19 protein-coding genes and 3 tRNA genes are annotated in these 16,494 nt (G+C 71.4%); 18 read left to right on the forward strand and 4 right to left on the reverse strand.

From position 1 onward, the window contains the following. The first annotated feature begins 130 nt into the window (after nt 1-130). Entirely contained in the window at nt 131-343 is a 213-nt protein-coding gene (locus ACFYWG_RS16260; RefSeq protein ID WP_376329200.1) for a hypothetical protein, read from the forward strand. Nucleotides 344-451: 108 nt separating this feature from the next. Here the strand turns inward: ACFYWG_RS16260 and ACFYWG_RS16265 are convergent, their stop codons facing one another. Both ACFYWG_RS16265 and ACFYWG_RS16270 read right to left on the reverse strand, forming a co-directional pair. After that, nucleotides 452-1,108 carry an SDR family oxidoreductase gene (locus tag ACFYWG_RS16265; RefSeq protein ID WP_389201871.1) on the reverse strand — a complete coding sequence of 219 codons (657 nt, stop codon included), beginning with the start codon at nt 1,106-1,108 and terminating at the stop codon, nt 452-454. Between the two features lie 168 nt (nt 1,109-1,276). Then, entirely contained in the window at nt 1,277-2,539 is a 1,263-nt protein-coding gene (locus ACFYWG_RS16270; RefSeq protein WP_389201873.1) for an amidohydrolase family protein, read from the reverse strand. A gap of 472 nt (nt 2,540-3,011) precedes the next feature. On the opposite strand from ACFYWG_RS16270, the gene ACFYWG_RS16275 reads away from it, so the two are divergent. From ACFYWG_RS16275 to ACFYWG_RS16315, 9 genes are all read left to right on the forward strand, one after another. Next, nucleotides 3,012-3,084 (forward strand) — tRNA-Thr (locus ACFYWG_RS16275). 46 nt (nt 3,085-3,130) lie between these two features. Beyond that, nucleotides 3,131-3,203, forward strand: a tRNA-Met gene (locus ACFYWG_RS16280). 89 nt (nt 3,204-3,292) lie between these two features. Then, nucleotides 3,293-3,457 carry a 50S ribosomal protein L33 gene (rpmG, locus tag ACFYWG_RS16285; protein ID WP_003948671.1) on the forward strand — a complete coding sequence of 55 codons (165 nt, stop codon included), beginning with the start codon at nt 3,293-3,295 and terminating at the stop codon, nt 3,455-3,457. Between the two features lie 100 nt (nt 3,458-3,557). After that, nucleotides 3,558-4,010 carry a MaoC family dehydratase N-terminal domain-containing protein gene (locus ACFYWG_RS16290; RefSeq protein WP_389201875.1) on the forward strand — a complete coding sequence of 151 codons (453 nt, stop codon included), beginning with the start codon at nt 3,558-3,560 and terminating at the stop codon, nt 4,008-4,010. An 8-nt stretch (nt 4,011-4,018) separates the two neighbouring features. Next, nucleotides 4,019-4,447 (forward strand): MaoC family dehydratase, encoded by a 429-nt coding sequence (locus ACFYWG_RS16295; RefSeq protein ID WP_383511351.1) that lies wholly within the window; start codon nt 4,019-4,021, stop codon nt 4,445-4,447. Nucleotides 4,448-4,558: 111 nt separating this feature from the next. Then, nucleotides 4,559-5,128, forward strand: a complete 570-nt coding sequence (locus ACFYWG_RS16300; RefSeq protein ID WP_383511343.1) for a TetR/AcrR family transcriptional regulator — start codon at nt 4,559-4,561, stop codon at nt 5,126-5,128. Nucleotides 5,129-5,239: 111 nt separating this feature from the next. Further along, nucleotides 5,240-6,676: an MFS transporter gene (locus ACFYWG_RS16305; RefSeq protein ID WP_383511341.1), complete on the forward strand. Its 1,437-nt coding sequence runs from the start codon at nt 5,240-5,242 to the stop codon at nt 6,674-6,676. A gap of 31 nt (nt 6,677-6,707) precedes the next feature. Then, a complete protein-coding gene (locus ACFYWG_RS16310) occupies nt 6,708-7,088 on the forward strand; it encodes a DUF3291 domain-containing protein (RefSeq protein ID WP_383511339.1) in 381 nt (126 codons plus the stop codon). Between the two features lie 96 nt (nt 7,089-7,184). Further along, complete coding sequence (locus ACFYWG_RS16315; protein WP_376329399.1) at nt 7,185-8,240, forward strand: UDP-N-acetylmuramate dehydrogenase; 1,056 nt, start codon at nt 7,185-7,187, stop codon at nt 8,238-8,240. Between the two features lie 130 nt (nt 8,241-8,370). Here the strand turns inward: ACFYWG_RS16315 and ACFYWG_RS16320 are convergent, their stop codons facing one another. Beyond that, nucleotides 8,371-9,402, reverse strand: a complete 1,032-nt coding sequence (locus tag ACFYWG_RS16320; RefSeq protein WP_376329215.1) for an adenosine deaminase — start codon at nt 9,400-9,402, stop codon at nt 8,371-8,373. A 132-nt stretch (nt 9,403-9,534) separates the two neighbouring features. Then, nucleotides 9,535-10,761 carry a pyridoxal phosphate-dependent aminotransferase gene (locus ACFYWG_RS16325; RefSeq protein WP_389201878.1) on the reverse strand — a complete coding sequence of 409 codons (1,227 nt, stop codon included), beginning with the start codon at nt 10,759-10,761 and terminating at the stop codon, nt 9,535-9,537. Between the two features lie 306 nt (nt 10,762-11,067). On the opposite strand from ACFYWG_RS16325, the gene ACFYWG_RS16330 reads away from it, so the two are divergent. The 8 genes from ACFYWG_RS16330 to rplL all read left to right on the forward strand — a co-directional run bounded on the left by ACFYWG_RS16330 (nt 11,068) and on the right by rplL (nt 16,209). Then, nucleotides 11,068-11,140: transfer RNA gene (locus tag ACFYWG_RS16330), tRNA-Trp, on the forward strand. 108 nt (nt 11,141-11,248) lie between these two features. After that, nucleotides 11,249-11,533: a preprotein translocase subunit SecE gene (secE, locus tag ACFYWG_RS16335; protein WP_376329221.1), complete on the forward strand. Its 285-nt coding sequence runs from the start codon at nt 11,249-11,251 to the stop codon at nt 11,531-11,533. Between the two features lie 80 nt (nt 11,534-11,613). Beyond that, a complete protein-coding gene (nusG, locus tag ACFYWG_RS16340; protein WP_383500945.1) occupies nt 11,614-12,441 on the forward strand; it encodes a transcription termination/antitermination protein NusG in 828 nt (275 codons plus the stop codon). A 170-nt stretch (nt 12,442-12,611) separates the two neighbouring features. Beyond that, on the forward strand, nt 12,612-13,046 hold the full coding sequence (rplK, locus tag ACFYWG_RS16345; protein ID WP_003992325.1) for a 50S ribosomal protein L11: 435 nt from the start codon (nt 12,612-12,614) through the stop codon (nt 13,044-13,046). A gap of 77 nt (nt 13,047-13,123) precedes the next feature. Beyond that, a complete protein-coding gene (rplA, locus tag ACFYWG_RS16350) occupies nt 13,124-13,849 on the forward strand; it encodes a 50S ribosomal protein L1 (RefSeq protein WP_376329228.1) in 726 nt (241 codons plus the stop codon). A 128-nt stretch (nt 13,850-13,977) separates the two neighbouring features. After that, complete coding sequence (locus tag ACFYWG_RS16355) at nt 13,978-14,832, forward strand: hypothetical protein (RefSeq protein ID WP_389201882.1); 855 nt, start codon at nt 13,978-13,980, stop codon at nt 14,830-14,832. Nucleotides 14,833-15,174: 342 nt separating this feature from the next. After that, nucleotides 15,175-15,705, forward strand: a complete 531-nt coding sequence (rplJ, locus tag ACFYWG_RS16360; protein WP_094054440.1) for a 50S ribosomal protein L10 — start codon at nt 15,175-15,177, stop codon at nt 15,703-15,705. 114 nt (nt 15,706-15,819) lie between these two features. Continuing rightward, on the forward strand, nt 15,820-16,209 hold the full coding sequence (gene rplL, locus ACFYWG_RS16365; RefSeq protein ID WP_376329234.1) for a 50S ribosomal protein L7/L12: 390 nt from the start codon (nt 15,820-15,822) through the stop codon (nt 16,207-16,209). Nucleotides 16,210-16,494: the final 285 nt, after the last annotated feature.

Raw genomic sequence — 16,494 nt, forward strand, 5'->3', positions numbered from 1 at the left:
CCACCAGGCGACCCCCGCAGGCCACACCCGCCGGCGACACCAGCACCCCTCACCGGCCAGAACCGGCACCTCGGCGTCAGGGCGCCCCGCTCGACCACCCGGACACGCGACCACGCGGCACACTGGCCTCATGTCCTCCCGCCGCAGAATCTGCCCCGAGTGCCGCCGCGAGATCGCCGTCGTCGCCGGGCGGTACGCGCGCCACGACCCGCCGGGAGCACGCGAGCACGGCGAACTCACCTCGTGCCCGGGCTCACGCCGCGTGGCCCTGCCGGGCCCTGAGCAGCCGTCCCTGGACGGTTACGTGGTGCCGGACTTCCCCGGCCAGCTGCCCCTGTTCTGACGGGCCGGCTCAGGCGGGCCGGCCCCGCCCACGCCCACCTGAGCCATGAAGCGGCACCGGCGCGGCAGCCGGGCCGCCTCACCGCTGCGAGGGCCTCACCGTCAACCGTCAGTTCCCGGCCACCGACTTGACCGCGACCGACACCGGCGCGGACCCGCTGATCAGCTCCAGCGTCAGCCCGGCGGTCGCCGGGGTGTCGACGAGCTCGGCGAGCACGGCGGCCACGTCGTCGCGCGGGACGGGGCCACGCCCCGTGCGGGCCTCCAGGCGCACCAGCCCCGTGCCGGCGTCGTCCGTGAGCCGGCCGGGCCGCAGGATCGTCCAGTCCAGGGCCTCCAGGCCGCGCACGTACGCGTCCGCTTCGCCCTTGGCGCGCAGGTAGACGTCGAAGATCTCGTCGCCCTCGTGGTCCGGGTCGGCGCCCATCGACGACACGACGACGAACCGGCGCACGCCCGCCTTCACCGCCGCGTCCGCGAAGAGGACCGCCGCGCCCTTGTCGACCGTGTCCTTGCGGTTCGCGCCGCTGCCGGGACCCGCGCCCGCCGCGAAGACCGCGGCGTCGGCGCCCCGCAGCCGCTCGGCGACCTCGTCCACGGACGCCGACTCCAGGTCGAGCACGACCGGTTCTGCACCCGCCTGCCGCAGATCGTCGGCCTGCTCCGCCTTGCGGATGATGCCCGCCGCCTCGTCCCCGCGCGCGGTGAGCAACCGCTCCAGCCGCAACGCGATCTGACCATGACCACCAGCGATGACAATGCGCATGCCTTCGACCGTACGCCCGGACGGCCCCGTCCGCCGCACGACTTGACCGCACCCCCACCCCGGCTCACCATGCCGCCCCCGCCCCCGCCCCCGCCCCCGCCCCGGCCCGCCATGCCGTCCCCACCCCGGCCCACCATGCCGCCCCCACCCCGGCCCGCCATGCCGCCCCTACGACACGTCCCCCCGCCCCTGACGGGGCAGACCCAGTTCCACCGCACCTGTCGAACTGCAGTACTCCCGCACCGCACTGGTCCGCGCCACCACGCGCCCCCGGTGCACGACCACACGGCTGTAGGCGAGCGAGAGCGCCCCGGCCAGCCGGTCCCCGCGCACCGCCAGCAACTCGGCCGGGAAGCCGGCCTCCACCCGCACCTCGGGCAGCCCCAGCACCGCCCGCGCCGAGGAACTCACCGCGTCGTACGCCTCCTCGGGGGACAGCCCGTAGCGCGAGGCCAGCAGGTAGGCCGCCTCCAGCGGGTCGCCCCGTCCCACGGGGTTCGAGACGTCGCGCAGGGCGCCGCTCCCGGCGGCCACCCGCACCCCGGCCGCGCGCAGCAGCCGCACCGGGGCCGCGCCCCGCCGGTCGACACCGCCGCACCCGCCCTGCGGCAGGCACACCACGCTCACCCCGGCCGCGGCCAGCTGGTCGGCGGTCCGCGAGGCCACCTCGGACGGCAGCCGTCCCAGGTCCCCGCACGGGCTGAGGGTCACGCCGGGGCGCAGGCCGCCCGCCATCGCGGCGAGCCGGGCCAGCCGGGCCGGGTCACCGGCGTCCGTGTGCAGGTCGACCGGGCAGCCGTGTTCGGAGGCGACCTCCAGGACCGCCTCCACGTACCCCGTCGGGTCGGGGTCGAGGTCCGGCCGGCCGCCCACCACCGAGGCGCCCATCTTCACCGCGTCCCGCAGCACCGCCAGTCCGTCGGCCCCGGCCACGCCGGTGAGCACCCGGGGCACCGCCACGGTCGTCAGCTCCGCGAGTCCCCGCAGCGCCCGGCGGGCCTGGAGCACGGCCGCCAGCAAGCCCAGCCCCTGGACGTCCCCCACGCGCACGTGCGCCCGCGCGGCCGTCGCCCCGTGCCCGAGCTGGAGCAACGCGGCTTCGGTGGCCCGGCGCTGGACGTCCTCCGGTTCGTACGAGACGGGGCCGTCACTGTCGGCCGACAGGGCCGTGTCGGCGTGGGCGTGCGGCTCGACCGGGGACGGCAGGAGCAGGTAGCCGCTGAGGTCCACCCGCGCCCCGCACGCGCGCGTGCCGCCGCCCGTCGCCAGGCTGCCCGCCGTACCGACCGCCTCGATGCGCCCGCCGACCAGCCGTACGTCCACGGTCCGGCCGTCGGTGAGCCGCGCCCCGCAGAGCAGCAGCGGAGAAGGACCGGCAGGGCCGGGCGAGGAGGACGGGGGAGGGGGTGGCTGCGGCCGGCTGTCGGGCATCGCACTCCAGGGGCTCGGGCTGCGCGCGGGAGGACGCGTGATCACGCAGAGTGAGACGAGCCTAGGACGGCCTCCCGCCCGTGTCGGGGAGGAGCGCAATAGTCGTACCGGTGTGGCCCATGGCCCTTCAGGGATGTACGCCAGACCCGTCAGCGGTGTACGCCCGGCCCGCCGGCGGAGCGGCCCGCCGGCCCGCCGCACACCGCAAGGCCCTCGGTTGTCCGGCCCGTCGGCCCGCGCTGCGGTGACCCCTCGCGCTGCCTGCGGCGCACGCCACGGCGGCTCGCGCGCGGCCCCGCCGGCGCGGTCCCCTGCCTCACAGCGGGTCACGCGCCGGCCCTCCGCGGCGGTGCGCCGCCTCGCGCCCGAGGCGTGCGCAGGCCCGCCGGGACGGTGGTCGGGGCGCAGCGGGCGGAAGCCTCGAAACGGATTTGGGCGAACGGCGGGCGACCGTGTAATGTCTTCATCGCTCGCCCCAATAGCTCAGTCGGCAGAGCGTCTCCATGGTAAGGAGAAGGTCAACGGTTCGATTCCGTTTTGGGGCTCTGGTGTGAGAGGTTCCCGTCGCAAGACGGGGCCCGATCGCATCACAGCGGTGTAGCTCAGTCGGTAGAGCAAGCGGCTCATAATCGCTGTGTCACCGGTTCAAGTCCGGTCACCGCTACTGACAGTAGCCGATTGCGGGGTCGGTCCTTCAATCGGCTACTCTTTCCTGCGTTAATACCATCAATCCGTTCGTCAAGGAGCACTCACGTGGCTGCCACCGACGTCCGCCCGAAGATCACGCTGGCCTGCGTGGAGTGCAAGGAGCGGAACTACATCACCAAGAAGAACCGGCGTAACAACCCGGACCGTCTTGAGATGAAGAAGCACTGCCCGCGTTGCAACGCGCACACCGCGCACCGCGAAACGCGATAAATCAGGCTCGTACACGAGGCCGTTCCCGAGTGATCGGGGACGGCCTCGCGTCGTTGGACGACCCGTACCGGTCAGTAGAGCAACCAGGAGGTGCCGGGCCATGGCGCTCGACCAGTCCTTCGTCGGACGGACGTACCCGCCCACCGCGCCCTACGAGGTGGGCCGCGAGAAGATCGGTGAGTTCGCCGAGGCGGTCGGGGACGCCAACCCGGCGTACACGGACGCGGAGGCCGCCAAGGCGCTCGGCCACCCGGACGTGATCGCCCCGCCGACCTTCGTCTTCGCGATCACCTTCAAGGCTGCGGGCGAGGTCGTGCAGGACCCCCAGCTCGGCCTCGACTACAGCCGCGTCGTGCACGGCGACCAGAAGTTCGCCTACCGCCGCCCGGTCCGCGCCGGGGACCGGCTGACGGTCACCTCGACGATCGAGGCGATCAAGTCCCTCGCGGGCAACGACATCCTGGACATCCGCGGCGAGGTCCACGACGAGGCCGGCGAGCACGTCGTGACGGCCTGGACCAAGCTCGTGGCCCGCGCGGCCGAGGAGGCGTGAGCGATCCCATGACGGCGAAGATCTCCTGGGCCGACGTCGAGGTCGGCACCGAGCTGCCCGCCCGGACCTTTCCCGTGACCCGCGCCACGCTCGTGCAGTACGCGGGTGCCTCCGGCGACTTCAACCCGATCCACTGGAACGAGAAGTTCGCCAAGGAGGTCGGCCTGCCGGACGTCATCGCGCACGGCATGTTCACCATGGCCGAGGCGATCCGCGTGGTCACCGACTGGGCCGGCGACCCGGGCGCGGTCGTCGAGTACGGCGTGCGCTTCACCAAGCCGGTCGTCGTGCCGAACGACGACCGCGGTGCCGAGATCGAGGTCAGCGGCAAGGTCGCGGCCAAGCTCGACGACAACACGGTCCGCGTCGACCTGACGGCGACCAGCGCCGGCCAGAAGGTGCTGGGCATGTCCCGGGCGGTCGTACGACTGGCCTGAGGCCACGAAGGTGCAGGTGAGGGGCGTTTCCCGAGCGGGAGGCGCCCCTCGGCCGGTTTCCGGTCCCGAATCTCTTGACGTGGTTAGTGATTGAGCACTAACTTCGTATGCATGGCCAGGATGAGTGCGGAAGAGCGGCGCGAGAGCGTCATCCGGGCGGCGACGACCGAGTTCGCCCGAGGTGGCTACCACGGCACCTCGACCGAGGCGATCGCCCGGCGGGTCGGCGTCTCGCAGCCCTACCTCTTCCGGCTGTTCCCGGGCAAGAAGGCGATCTTCCTGGCGGCGGCCGAGCGCTGCGTGGAGGAGACCATCCGCACCTTCGCGGCGGCCTCCGAGGGCCTCGAAGGCGAGGAGGCCCTGCACGCCATGGGGAACGCGTACACCAAGGTCATCGAGGAGCGGCCCGAGCGGCTCCTGATGCAGATGCAGATGTACGTCGCCGTGAAGGCCGCCGAGGAGGAGGGCGACCACGAGTTCGGCGAGTCGGTGCGGGCCGGCTGGATGCGGCTGTGGGACACCGTCCATCTGCCGCTCGGGGCGGACGCCGCCGAGACGACGCAGTTCATGGCGTACGGGATGCTCATCAACTGCCTGGTCGCCATGGGGTTCCCGCCCGAGCACCGCGTCTGGGAGGGCATGTACCCCTCGGCGCGCGCCCAGGGGCGGCTGCACCACTGACGCGGGAGGGCGTTCACTCGGCGCACTCTTCTGTCCGCTGAAGTTAGTAATCAATAACTAATCCATCATCGCAGAGACACGCAGAGACACGCACACACTCCTGGGGGAGCGATGTCACAGCAGACCGCACGTCGCGGGGGAGCCGGCTGGGCCCTCGTCATCACCAGCGTCGCCGGCTTCATGGCGGCCCTCGACAACCTCGTCGTCACCACCGCCCTGCCCTCCATCCGCGAGGACCTCGGCGGCGGACTGCACGACCTGGAATGGACCGTGAGCGCCTACACGCTCACCTTCGCCGTCCTGCTGATGTTCGGCGCGGCCCTCGGCGACCGCTTCGGCCGCAGGCGGCTCTTCCTCGTCGGCCTCACCGTCTTCACCGGCGCCTCCGCCGCCGCCGCGATGGCACCGGGCATCGACTCCCTCATCGCCGCCCGCGCGGTCCAGGGCGCCGGCGCCGCGGTGATGATGCCGCTGACGCTCACCCTGCTGACGGCGGCCGTGCCCGCCGCCAAGCGCGGCATGGCCTACGGCATCTGGGGCGCCGTGAACGGACTTGCCGTCGCCTCCGGTCCGCTGGTCGGCGGCAGCCTCACCGAGCACATCTCCTGGCAGTGGATCTTCTGGCTGAACGTCCCGCTCGGCCTGGCCCTGCTGCCCCTGGCCCGCCTCCGCCTCGCCGAGTCCCACGGCACCGGGGCCCCGCTCGACATCCCCGGCACCCTGCTCGCCAGCGGCGGCCTGTTCGGCATCGTCTACGGCCTGGTGCGCGGCCCCGCCGACGGCTGGACCTCGCCCCTGGTCCTCACGGGGCTGTTCGCGGGCGGTGCGCTGCTCGTCGGCTTCGTCCTCTACAGCACGCGGGCCAAGAATCCGATGCTGCCGATGCGGCTGTTCCGCTCCCGGGCCTTCTCCGGCATCAACGCGGCGAGCCTGCTGATGTTCCTCGGCATGTTCGGCTCGATCTTCCTGCTCAGCCAGTACATGCAGGGCGTCCTCGGCTACTCGCCCACCGAGGCCGGTCTGCGGATGCTGCCCTGGACCGGCATGCCGATGCTGGTCGCCCCGATCGCCGGCATCCTGGCCGACCGCATCGGCGGCCGCCCGGTCGTCGCCACCGGCCTGTTCCTGCAAGCCCTGGGCCTGGCCTACATGTCCGTGGTGGCCACCGCGGACGCCTCCTACGGCGCCCAGCTGCCCGCCCTGATCATGAGCGGCATCGGCATGGCCCTGTTCTTCGCCCCCGCCTCCCACCTGGTGATGTCCAGCGTGCGGCCGTCGGAGCAGGGCATCGCCTCCGGTGCCAACAACGCCCTGCGCGAGGTGGGCGGCGCGCTCGGCATCGCCGTCATGGGGTCGATCTTCGCCGCCCAGGGCGGCTACGAGACCGGCCAGACCTTCGTCGACGGCCTGCGCCCCGCCCTGGTCACCGGCTCCGCGGTGGTCGCCGTGGCGGGTGTCGCGGCCCTGCTCATCCCGTCCCGGCGCCGCACCGGGACGCAGGCGGCACCGGCCGGTCAGCCGCCGGTGCTGGAGACGGCCTCCCACTGACCCCTACCGGACCCGACAAGGAGAAGCAGCCGTGCCGACTCTTCCCTGGACCGTCCCGACCACCCCGCCCCCGGGCACCGAGGTGTACGTCTTCGCCTCCCGCTTCGAGACCCGCACCCTGTGGGGAGCGCTCAGGTTCCTCGCCGGTACGCCCGGCATCTGGCGTCAGATCCGCCGCAGCCCCGGCGCCTACGGGGCGACCCTGCGGGCGAAGCCGCTGAAGCGGACCTTCTGGACCCTGTCGGCCTGGGAGTCCAAGGACGCCCTGCACGCCTTCGCCCGCGCGGGCACGCACGGCCCGGCCGCCCGGGGCCTCGCTCCGCAGATGAAGGACTCGGCCTTCACCGCGTGGCAGGCGAGCAGCGACGACCTGCCCGTCTCCTGGCCCGAGGCGCTGCGCCGCCTGCCCTGACGACCACCACGCGTGCGTGCGGCCCCGTTCCCCGCGGAACGGGGCCGCACGCACGCGTGCCCGACGCCGCCGGTGCCGTCTCGTAGTCTTGGGCCCGTGCAGGAACTCCACGACGCCCCCCTCGCCCCCCTGACCACCTTCCGGCTGGGCGGCCCCGCGACCCGGCTGGTCACCGCCACGACGGACGACGACGTGATCGCCGCCGTCCGCGAGGCCGACGAGACGGGCACCCCGCTGCTGCTCATCGGCGGCGGATCGAACCTGGTCATCGGCGACAAGGGCTTCGACGGCACCGCCCTCGTCATCGCCACCCGGGGCTTCTCCCTCGACGGCACCCGGCTCGAACTGGCGGCCGGTGAGGTGTGGACCGACGCCGTCGCCCGCACCGTCGAGGCGGGCCTGGCCGGCATCGAGTGCCTGGCCGGCATCCCCGGCTCGGCCGGCGCCACGCCCATCCAGAACGTCGGCGCGTACGGGCAGGAGGTCTCCGCCACGATCACCGAGGTCGTCGCCTACGACCGCCGCAGCGGCGAGACGGTCACCCTCTCCAACGAGGAGTGCGCCTTCTCCTACCGCCACAGCCGCTTCAAGTCCGACCCCGAGCGCTACGTGGTCCTGCGCGTCCGCTTCGCCCTGGAGGACGCCGGCGGCCTCTCCGCCCCCCTGCGGTACGCCGAGACCGCCCGGGCCCTCGGTGTGGAGGCCGGCGAGCGCGTACCGCTCGCCTCGGCCCGCGAGACGGTGCTCAAGCTGCGCGCCGGCAAGGGCATGGTCCTCGACCCCGAGGACCACGACACCTGGTCGGCCGGCTCCTTCTTCACCAACCCGATCCTCACGGACGCCGACTTCGAGACCTTCCGCGCCCGGGTGCGCGACCGGCTCGGCGACGGGGTGGAGCCGCCCGCCTACCCGGCCGGTGAGGGCCGCACCAAGACCTCGGCGGCCTGGCTGATCGACAAGGCCGGCTTCACCAAGGGCTACGGCGAGGGCCCGGCCCGCATCTCCACGAAGCACACCCTGGCGCTGACCAACCGCGGCCGTGCGACGACGGAGGACCTCCTCGCCCTGGCGCGCGAGGTCGTGGCGGGGGTGCGGGAGGCCTTCGGCATCACGCTGGTCAACGAGCCGGTCACGGTCGGCGTCAGCCTGTAGGCCCGCTGCGCGGCCCGGCACGGCCCGACGACCCTCGCGGCGCGCCGGGCACCGGGCGCCGCGGGCCGCGGCCCTCCGACGCCGGCCGGCCGTCACGCCCGCCGGCAGCCGGCCCCGATGCCCGCCGGCCCTACGACGCCAGCCAGTCGTCCACGCCCGCCAGCAGTTTCGCCTTCACGTCCTCCGGTGCCGCCGACCCCCTGACCGACTGCCGGGCCACCTCCGCCAGCTCCGCGTCCGTGAAGCCGTGGTGCTGCCGCGCGATGTCGTACTGCGCCGCCAGGCGCGAGCCGAACAGCAGCGGGTCGTCCGCGCCCAGCGCCAACGGCACACCCGCCTCGAACAGCCTCCGCAGCGGCACGTCCTCCGGCTTCTCGTAGACCCCCAGCGCCACGTTCGACGCGGGGCACACCTCGCACGTCACCTGCCGGTCGGCCAGCCGCTTCAGCAGCCGGGGGTCCTCCGCCGCCCGCACCCCGTGCCCGACCCGGTTCGCCCCCAGGTCGTCCAGGCAGTCCCGCACCGACGACGGACCGGCCAGCTCGCCGCCGTGCGGGGCGGACAGCAGCCCGGCCTCGCGCGCGATCGAGAACGCGCGGTCGAAGTCCCGGGCCATGCCCCGCCGCTCGTCGTTGGAGAGCCCGAACCCGACGACGCCCTGGTCGGCGTAGCGCACCGCCAGCCGGGCCAGCGTGCGCGCGTCCAGCGGGTGCTTCATCCGGTTCGCGGCGACCAGCACCCGCATCCCCAGCCCGGTCTCCCGCGAGGTCGTCTCCACCGCGTCCAGGATGATCTCCAGCGCCGGGATCAGCCCGCCCAGCCGCGGCGCGTACGACGTCGGGTCGACCTGGATCTCCAGCCAGCCCGAGCCGTCCCGCAGGTCCTCCTCCGCGGCCTCGCGCACCAGCCGCTGGATGTCCTCCGGCTCCCGCAGGCACGAGCGCGCCGCGTCGTACAGCCGCTGGAAGCGGAACCAGCCCCGCTCGTCCGTCGCCCGCAGGCTCGGCGGTTCCCCGCTGGTCAGCGCCTCACTCAGCGCGTCGGGCAGCCGCACCCCGTACTTGTCGGCCAGTTCCAGCACGGTCGAGGGGCGCATGGACCCGGTGAAGTGCAGGTGCAGGTGGGCTTTCGGCAGCTCAGAGACATCACGTACACGCTCCATCCAAGGATCCTGCCGTACACCTCAGCCGTCCCGGTAGCCGTTTCCCCTTTCGTGGTCTTGCTCGCACAAACAAACGGGGCACGCACCGCAGCCGGTGCGTGCCCCGTGAGCCGGGAGCGGCGGGACAGGACGTCAGTCCTGCGCCTCCGCCAGCAGCTTCTGGATCCGGCTGACGCCCTCGACGAGATCCTCGTCACCCAGCGCGTACGACAGCCGCAGGTAGCCCGGGGTGCCGAACGCCTCACCCGGGACGACCGCGACCTCGGCCTCCTCCAGGATCAGCGCGGCCAGCTCCACCGTGTCCTTCGGGCGCTTGCCGCGGATCTCCTTGCCGACCAGGGCCTTCACCGAGGGGTAGGCGTAGAACGCGCCCTCCGGCTCCGGGCACAGCACGCCGTCGATCTCGTTCAGCATCCGCACGATGGTCTTGCGGCGGCGGTCGAACGCCTCCCGCATCTTCGCCACGGCGACCAGGTCACCGGAGACGGCGGCCAGCGCGGCGGCCTGGGCGACGTTGGACACGTTCGACGTGGCGTGCGACTGCAGGTTGGTCGCGGCCTTGACGACGTCCTTCGGGCCGATGATCCACCCCACGCGCCAGCCGGTCATCGCGTACGTCTTGGCGACGCCGTTGACCACGATGCACTTGTCGCGCAGCTCGGGCAGGACCGCCGGCAGCGACACGGCCGAGGCGTCGCCGTACACGAGGTGCTCGTAGATCTCGTCGGTGAGCACCCACAGGCCGTGCTCCACGGCCCAGCGGCCGATGGCCTCGGTCTCGTGCTCGCTGTAGACCGCGCCGGTCGGGTTCGACGGCGAGACGAAGAGCACGACCTTCGTCTTCTCCGTACGGGCCGCCTCCAGCTGCTCGACGGTCACGCGGTAGCCGGTCGTCTCGTCCGCGACGACCTCCACCGGGACACCGCCGGCCAGCCGGATCGACTCCGGGTAGGTCGTCCAGTACGGCGCGGGCACGATGACCTCGTCGCCCGGGTCGAGGATCGCGGCGAAGGCCTCGTAGATGGCCTGCTTGCCGCCGTTGGTGACGAGGATCTGCGAGGCGTCGACCTCGTAGCCCGAGTCGCGCAGCGTCTTCGCGGCGATCGCGGCCTTCAGCTCCGGCAGACCGCCGGCCGGCGTGTAGCGGTGGAACTTCGGGTTCTTGCAGGCCTCGATCGCGGCCTCGACGATGTAGTCCGGGGTCGGGAAGTCGGGCTCACCGGCGCCGAAGCCGATCACCGGACGCCCGGCGGCCTTGAGGGCCTTGGCCTTGGCGTCCACGGCGAGGGTGGCGGACTCGGAGATCGCGCCGACTCGGGCGGAGACCCGGCGCTCGGTGGGAGGGGTTGCAGCGCTCATGCGCCCCATCGTTTCAGACAGGAAACGTGCGCGGCACGGGGGTTTCACAGACTGAACAACCCGGGGAAACGCCTGAACACCAGTCCGGATCGGCCGTGCTCACAGGGGCGATCTTCGGCCGATGTCCCCGGTCGCCGGCCCCGCTTCCCGGCCGATCTTCCGCCAACCACCCCTGCCTCGCGTCCTTTCTGTTCGACGCCCGGCCGCGGACCACGTACACTCTCACCTCGTTGGCCTCCCGCAGGCCGCGCTCGTCCGGTGCACACCAGGCATCCGGGCGGATGCGGTACGTTGGGGGACACACAAAGGGTCGTAGCTCAATTGGTAGAGCACTGGTCTCCAAAACCAGCGGTTGGGGGTTCAAGTCCCTCCGGCCCTGCTACACACACCTTCGCCAGGATGTGTGCGCATGTACGTACAGCAATGCACCGCCGTGCGGCTCAGACCGGGCGCGGCACGGCCACGACCCGGAATCAGGTGAGGACGAGTGACGGACGCCGTGGGCTCCATCGACATGCCTGATGCCCAGGACGAGGCGCCGGAGTCCAAGAAGACCCGCAAGGGCGGAAAGCGCGGCAAGAAGGGCCCGCTGAAGCGCCTGGCCCTCTTCTACCGCCAGATCATCGCCGAACTGCGCAAGGTCGTCTGGCCGACGCGCAACCAGCTGACGACGTACACGACCGTGGTCATCATCTTCGTCGTCATCATGATCGGGCTGGTCACCGTGATCGACTACGGACTCAGCAACGCAGCCAAGTACGTGTTCGGCTGAGCAGCCAGCGAAGAGCGCCGAGGTACCCGGCGCTCCTTTCGCATGTTCCACCCCTATGTATCCAGGAAGAAGCAGCCACCGTGTCTGACCCGAACGTGAACGACGCCATCGAGCCTGTCGAGTCCGTCGAGGACGAGCTCGACGCCGTCGAGGGCGCGGACAGCGAGGACACCGAGGCCTCCGCCGAGGTCGAGGCTGCCGACGCCGTCGCGGACGACGACGCCGCCGAGGCGGAGACCGAGACCGGTGAAGAGGTCGCGGCCGAGGCCGAGGAAGAGCCCGAGGACGACCGCGACCCGATCGAGAAGCTCCGCGAGGAACTGCGCGTCCTGCCCGGCGAGTGGTACGTCATCCACACCTACGCCGGCTACGAGAACCGCGTGAAGACCAACCTGGAGCAGCGCGCCGTCTCGCTGAACGTCGAGGACTACATCTTCCAGGCCGAGGTGCCGCAGGAAGAGGTCGTCCAGATCAAGAACGGCGACCGCAAGACGATCAAGCAGAACAAGCTCCCGGGCTACGTCCTGGTCCGCATGGACCTGACGAACGAGTCCTGGGGCGTGGTCCGCAACACCCCCGGTGTCACCGGCTTCGTGGGCAACGCCTACGACCCGTACCCGCTGACCCTGGACGAGATCGTCAAGATGCTCGCCCCCGAGGCCGAGGAGAAGGCGGCCCGCGAGGCCGCCGAGGCCGAGGGCAAGCCGGCCCCGCAGCGCAAGGTCGAGGTCCAGGTGCTGGACTTCGAGGTCGGCGACTCGGTCACCGTCACCGACGGCCCGTTCGCCACGCTGCAGGCGACCATCAACGAGATCAACCCCGACTCGAAGAAGGTCAAGGGCCTCGTCGAGATCTTCGGCCGCGAGACGCCGGTCGAGCTCTCCTTCGACCAGATCCAGAAGAACTAGTTTCTTCCGGACACCACCGCTTCCGCGCAGGTCAGGCGAACGCTCCGGCGCTTGCCTGACCTGCGCGGTTTTTGGCCGCGCATCTATACCCGTTATCGTTGTGCGGTATGCCTGCATCCGGGTGGTCCCCGGGAGCGGGCAGGACCCGAACCGAAAGGACCCGGAGAGCTATGCCTCCCAAGAAGAAGAAGGTCACGGGGCTCATCAAGCTCCAGATCCAGGCCGGTGCCGCCAACCCGGCCCCGCCGGTCGGCCCCGCGCTGGGTCAGCACGGCGTCAACATCATGGAGTTCTGCAAGGCCTACAACGCCGCGACCGAGTCGCAGCGCGGCTGGGTCATCCCGGTGGAGATCACGGTCTACGAGGACCGCTCCTTCACCTTCATCACCAAGACCCCGCCGGCCGCCAAGATGATCCTGAAGGCCGCGGGCATCGAGAAGGGCTCGGGCGAGCCGCACAAGACCAAGGTCGCGAAGATCACGCGTGACCAGGTCCGTGAGATCGCCACGACCAAGATGCCCGACCTCAACGCCAACGACCTGGACGCCGCCGAGAAGATCATCGCCGGCACCGCCCGTTCCATGGGCGTCACGGTCGAGGGCTGAGCCCCACCCCCCATCAGCAGTAGTGGCAGGGCCTGCTCGGCCCGGACCACGACTCCTCAGCATCCACAGGAGCAGTAGTGAGCAAGCGCAGCAAGTCCCTTCGCGCTGCGGACGCCAAGGTCGACCGGGAGAAGCTCTACGCCCCGCTCGAGGCCGTCCGTCTCGCCAAGGAGACCTCCACGACCAAGTTCGACGGCACCGTCGAGGTCGCCTTCCGCCTGGGTGTCGACCCGCGCAAGGCCGACCAGATGGTCCGTGGCACCGTGAACCTCCCGCACGGCACCGGCAAGACCGCCCGGGTCCTGGTCTTCGCGACCGGTGACCGTGCCGAGGCCGCGCGTGCCGCGGGCGCCGACATCGTCGGCGCCGACGAGCTGATCGACGAGGTGTCGAAGGGCCGTCTGGACTTCGACGCCGTCGTCGCCACCCCGGACCTCATGGGCAAGGTCGGCCGCCTCGGCCGCGTGCTCGGTCCGCGTGGTCTGATGCCGAACCCGAAGACCGGCACCGTCACCCCCGACGTCGCCAAGGCCGTCACCGAGATCAAGGGCGGCAAGATCGAGTTCCGTGTCGACAAGCACGCGAACCTGCACTTCATCATCGGCAAGACGTCGTTCGACGACAGCAAGCTGGTGGAGAACTACGGCGCGGCCCTGGAGGAGATCCTCCGTCTGAAGCCGTCCGCCGCCAAGGGCCGCTACATCAAGAAGGCCGCGGTCAGCACCACCATGGGCCCCGGCATCCCGGTCGACCCGAACCGCACCCGCAACCTCCTCGTCGAGGAGGACCCGGCCGCGGTCTGAGCCTCCCGGCTCACCCAACCGGTCACGGGCCCCGCACCTCTTACAGGTGCGGGGCCCGTTCCCTTTTCCGGTACGTACGCCGGTGGCCTGGGTTAACGTGCGGGAACCGGATGCGAACGGGGGGACGTATGCAGGGCACGACCGTGCGCCGTACGGGACTGGGGCTCGCGGTGGCGACCGCGCTGACGGGGCTGACCGCGTGCACCTCCCCGGCCTCCGGCGGCCCCGGCGAGGACGGCCCCGCCCGGGGCAGGGCCCTGGCGGCCCTGCGCGCGGCCGAGCGCGCCACCGAGCGGGCCGGTTCGGCCCGGGTGGAGTCCACGACGGCCATGGGCTCGCTGATGTCCATGCGGGCCGACGGCGCCCTGGGCTGGGACGGCGGCATGACCGGCACCCTCACCATCACCTACACCGGCGGCACGGTCGCCGACACCATGCGCCGGCTGGGCAGCGCCTCCCTCCAGGCCCGCTACCTGCCCGACGCCTACTACGCGCGGATGAGCGAGAAGTTCGCCGAGAAGACCGGCGGCAGACGCTGGATCCGCTACGCCTACGAGGACCTCGAAGCCCTCACCGGCGGCTCCGGGGCCCACTTCGGCGACCAGATGCGCAGCACCACCCCCAACCAGTCGGTGAAGCTCCTGCTGTCCTCCGGGGACGTCAGGAAGGTGGGCCGGGAGACCGTCCGGGGCCGGGCCGCCACCCACTGGTCGGGCACCGTGACGGCCGCCGACGTCACCGATGCCGGCCTGCGCAAGCAGCTCACCGCCGCCGGGGTCACCGGCGAGACGCTGGACATCTGGGTCGACGAGCGGAACCTGCTGGTCAAGAAGGTGGAGAAGGCGCGCACGGCCACGGGCGTCACGACCCAGACCGCGCACTACACCGACTACGGCGTGCCGGTCCGGGTCAGCCGCCCCCCGCTCTCCGACACCGGCGACTTCGAGGACCTCCTGCGGAAACGCCCTCCCGCCACCCCGTGAGTCCCGGCCGGACGGCACGAAGGCCGGGGCGGAATCCGGCGGGGGCTGATCCGTCGAACGGGCGATTTGCTTGACAGCGACCCGTTCCCGTACGCTCCTACAGAAGCCAAAGACCGCTGGTCGTTACCGCGCGCTCCTCCGAGGGCGTGGTGGCCGAAGGATCCGCTGAACGGCGGACGACCCGCGCAGGTGACACTGGAGAAGCTCCCGGAGTCCGGCGCCCCGTGCGTCGGGGAACCCGGTCGAGCTACGCCCCGTGCGCTTGCGCCGGGGCGTTTCGTTTTCCCCAGTCCTCCTTCGGGTCCGCGCGGTCCGAATCACCCGGAAGGAGGCCGAGGCTCTATGGCGAGGCCCGACAAGGCTGCCGCGGTTGCCGAGCTGACGGACAAGTTCCGCAGCTCCAACGCCGCCGTGCTGACCGAGTACCGCGGTCTCACCGTGGCGCAGCTCAAGACGCTGCGTCGTTCGCTCGGTGAGAACGCCCAGTACGCCGTGGTGAAGAACACGCTGACCAAGATTGCGGCCAACGAGGCCGGGATCACGCTCGAGGACCAGCTCTTCGCTGGTCCGACGGCCGTCGCCTTCGTCACCGGTGACCCGGTGGAGTCGGCGAAGGGTCTTCGTGACTTCGCCAAGGACAACCCGAATCTCATCATCAAGGGCGGTGTCCTTGACGGCAAGGCGCTGTCCGCCGATGAGATCAAGAAGCTTGCGGACCTCGAGTCCCGCGAGGTTCTGCTCTCCAAGCTGGCCGGTGCCATGAAGGGCAAGCAGTCGCAGGCTGCCTCTGTCTTCCAGGCGCTGCCGTCGAAGCTCGTCCGCACCGTGGACGCGCTCCGTGCCAAGCAGGACGAGCAGGGCGGTGCCGAGTAACTCGGCTCGCATCCCGGCCCCCGCTGCCTGAACGCGGAGGCCGTCGCGGGCCAGTAGTACGCCCGCCTCACATGTACATCCGGCACCAGCCGAATTAGTGGAAGGACCGCCATCATGGCGAAGCTGTCTCAGGAAGACCTGCTCGCGCAGTTCGAGGAGATGACCCTCATCGAGCTCTCCGAGTTCGTGAAGGCGTTCGAGGAGAAGTTCGACGTCACCGCCGCCGCGGCCGCCCCGGTCGTCGTCGCCGGTGGTGCCGCTGGTGGCGCCGCCGCCGAGGCCGCCGAGGAGAAGGACGAGTTCGACGTCATCCTCACCGGCGCCGGCGACAAGAAGATCCAGGTCATCAAGGTCGTGCGTGAGCTGACCTCCCTGGGCCTGAAGGAGGCCAAGGACCTCGTGGACGGCGCCCCGAAGCCCGTTCTCGAGAAGGTCGCCAAGGACGCCGCCGAGAAGGCCGCCGAGTCCCTCAAGGGCGCCGGCGCCTCCGTCGAGGTCAAGTAACACCTTCCGGATCCGTCAGGATCCGCAACACGTCCCGCTGGGCGTGTAACGCGCAAGCGCCGAAGAGCGATCATCCATCCGGGTGGTCGCTCTTCGGCGTTCCAGGGGTGCGGCCACGGTTGCCTTGCAGCCTCTGTGGCGGGGGGTATGGTGATCTTCGTCGTGTCTCCGGGCGGCCCCGGTTCGGGGGCTGGGGGGCCTTGACGAACGGCACGCAGCGCGCAATTCTCAGGACGCGTCGTCACAAGGATCCAATCCGAGGCATGGATCGACGACGAAGAGGGC

The organism is Streptomyces sp. NPDC003456 (assembly GCF_042878735.1).
In the GTDB taxonomy this organism is placed as follows: Bacteria; Actinomycetota; Actinomycetes; order Streptomycetales; family Streptomycetaceae; genus Streptomyces.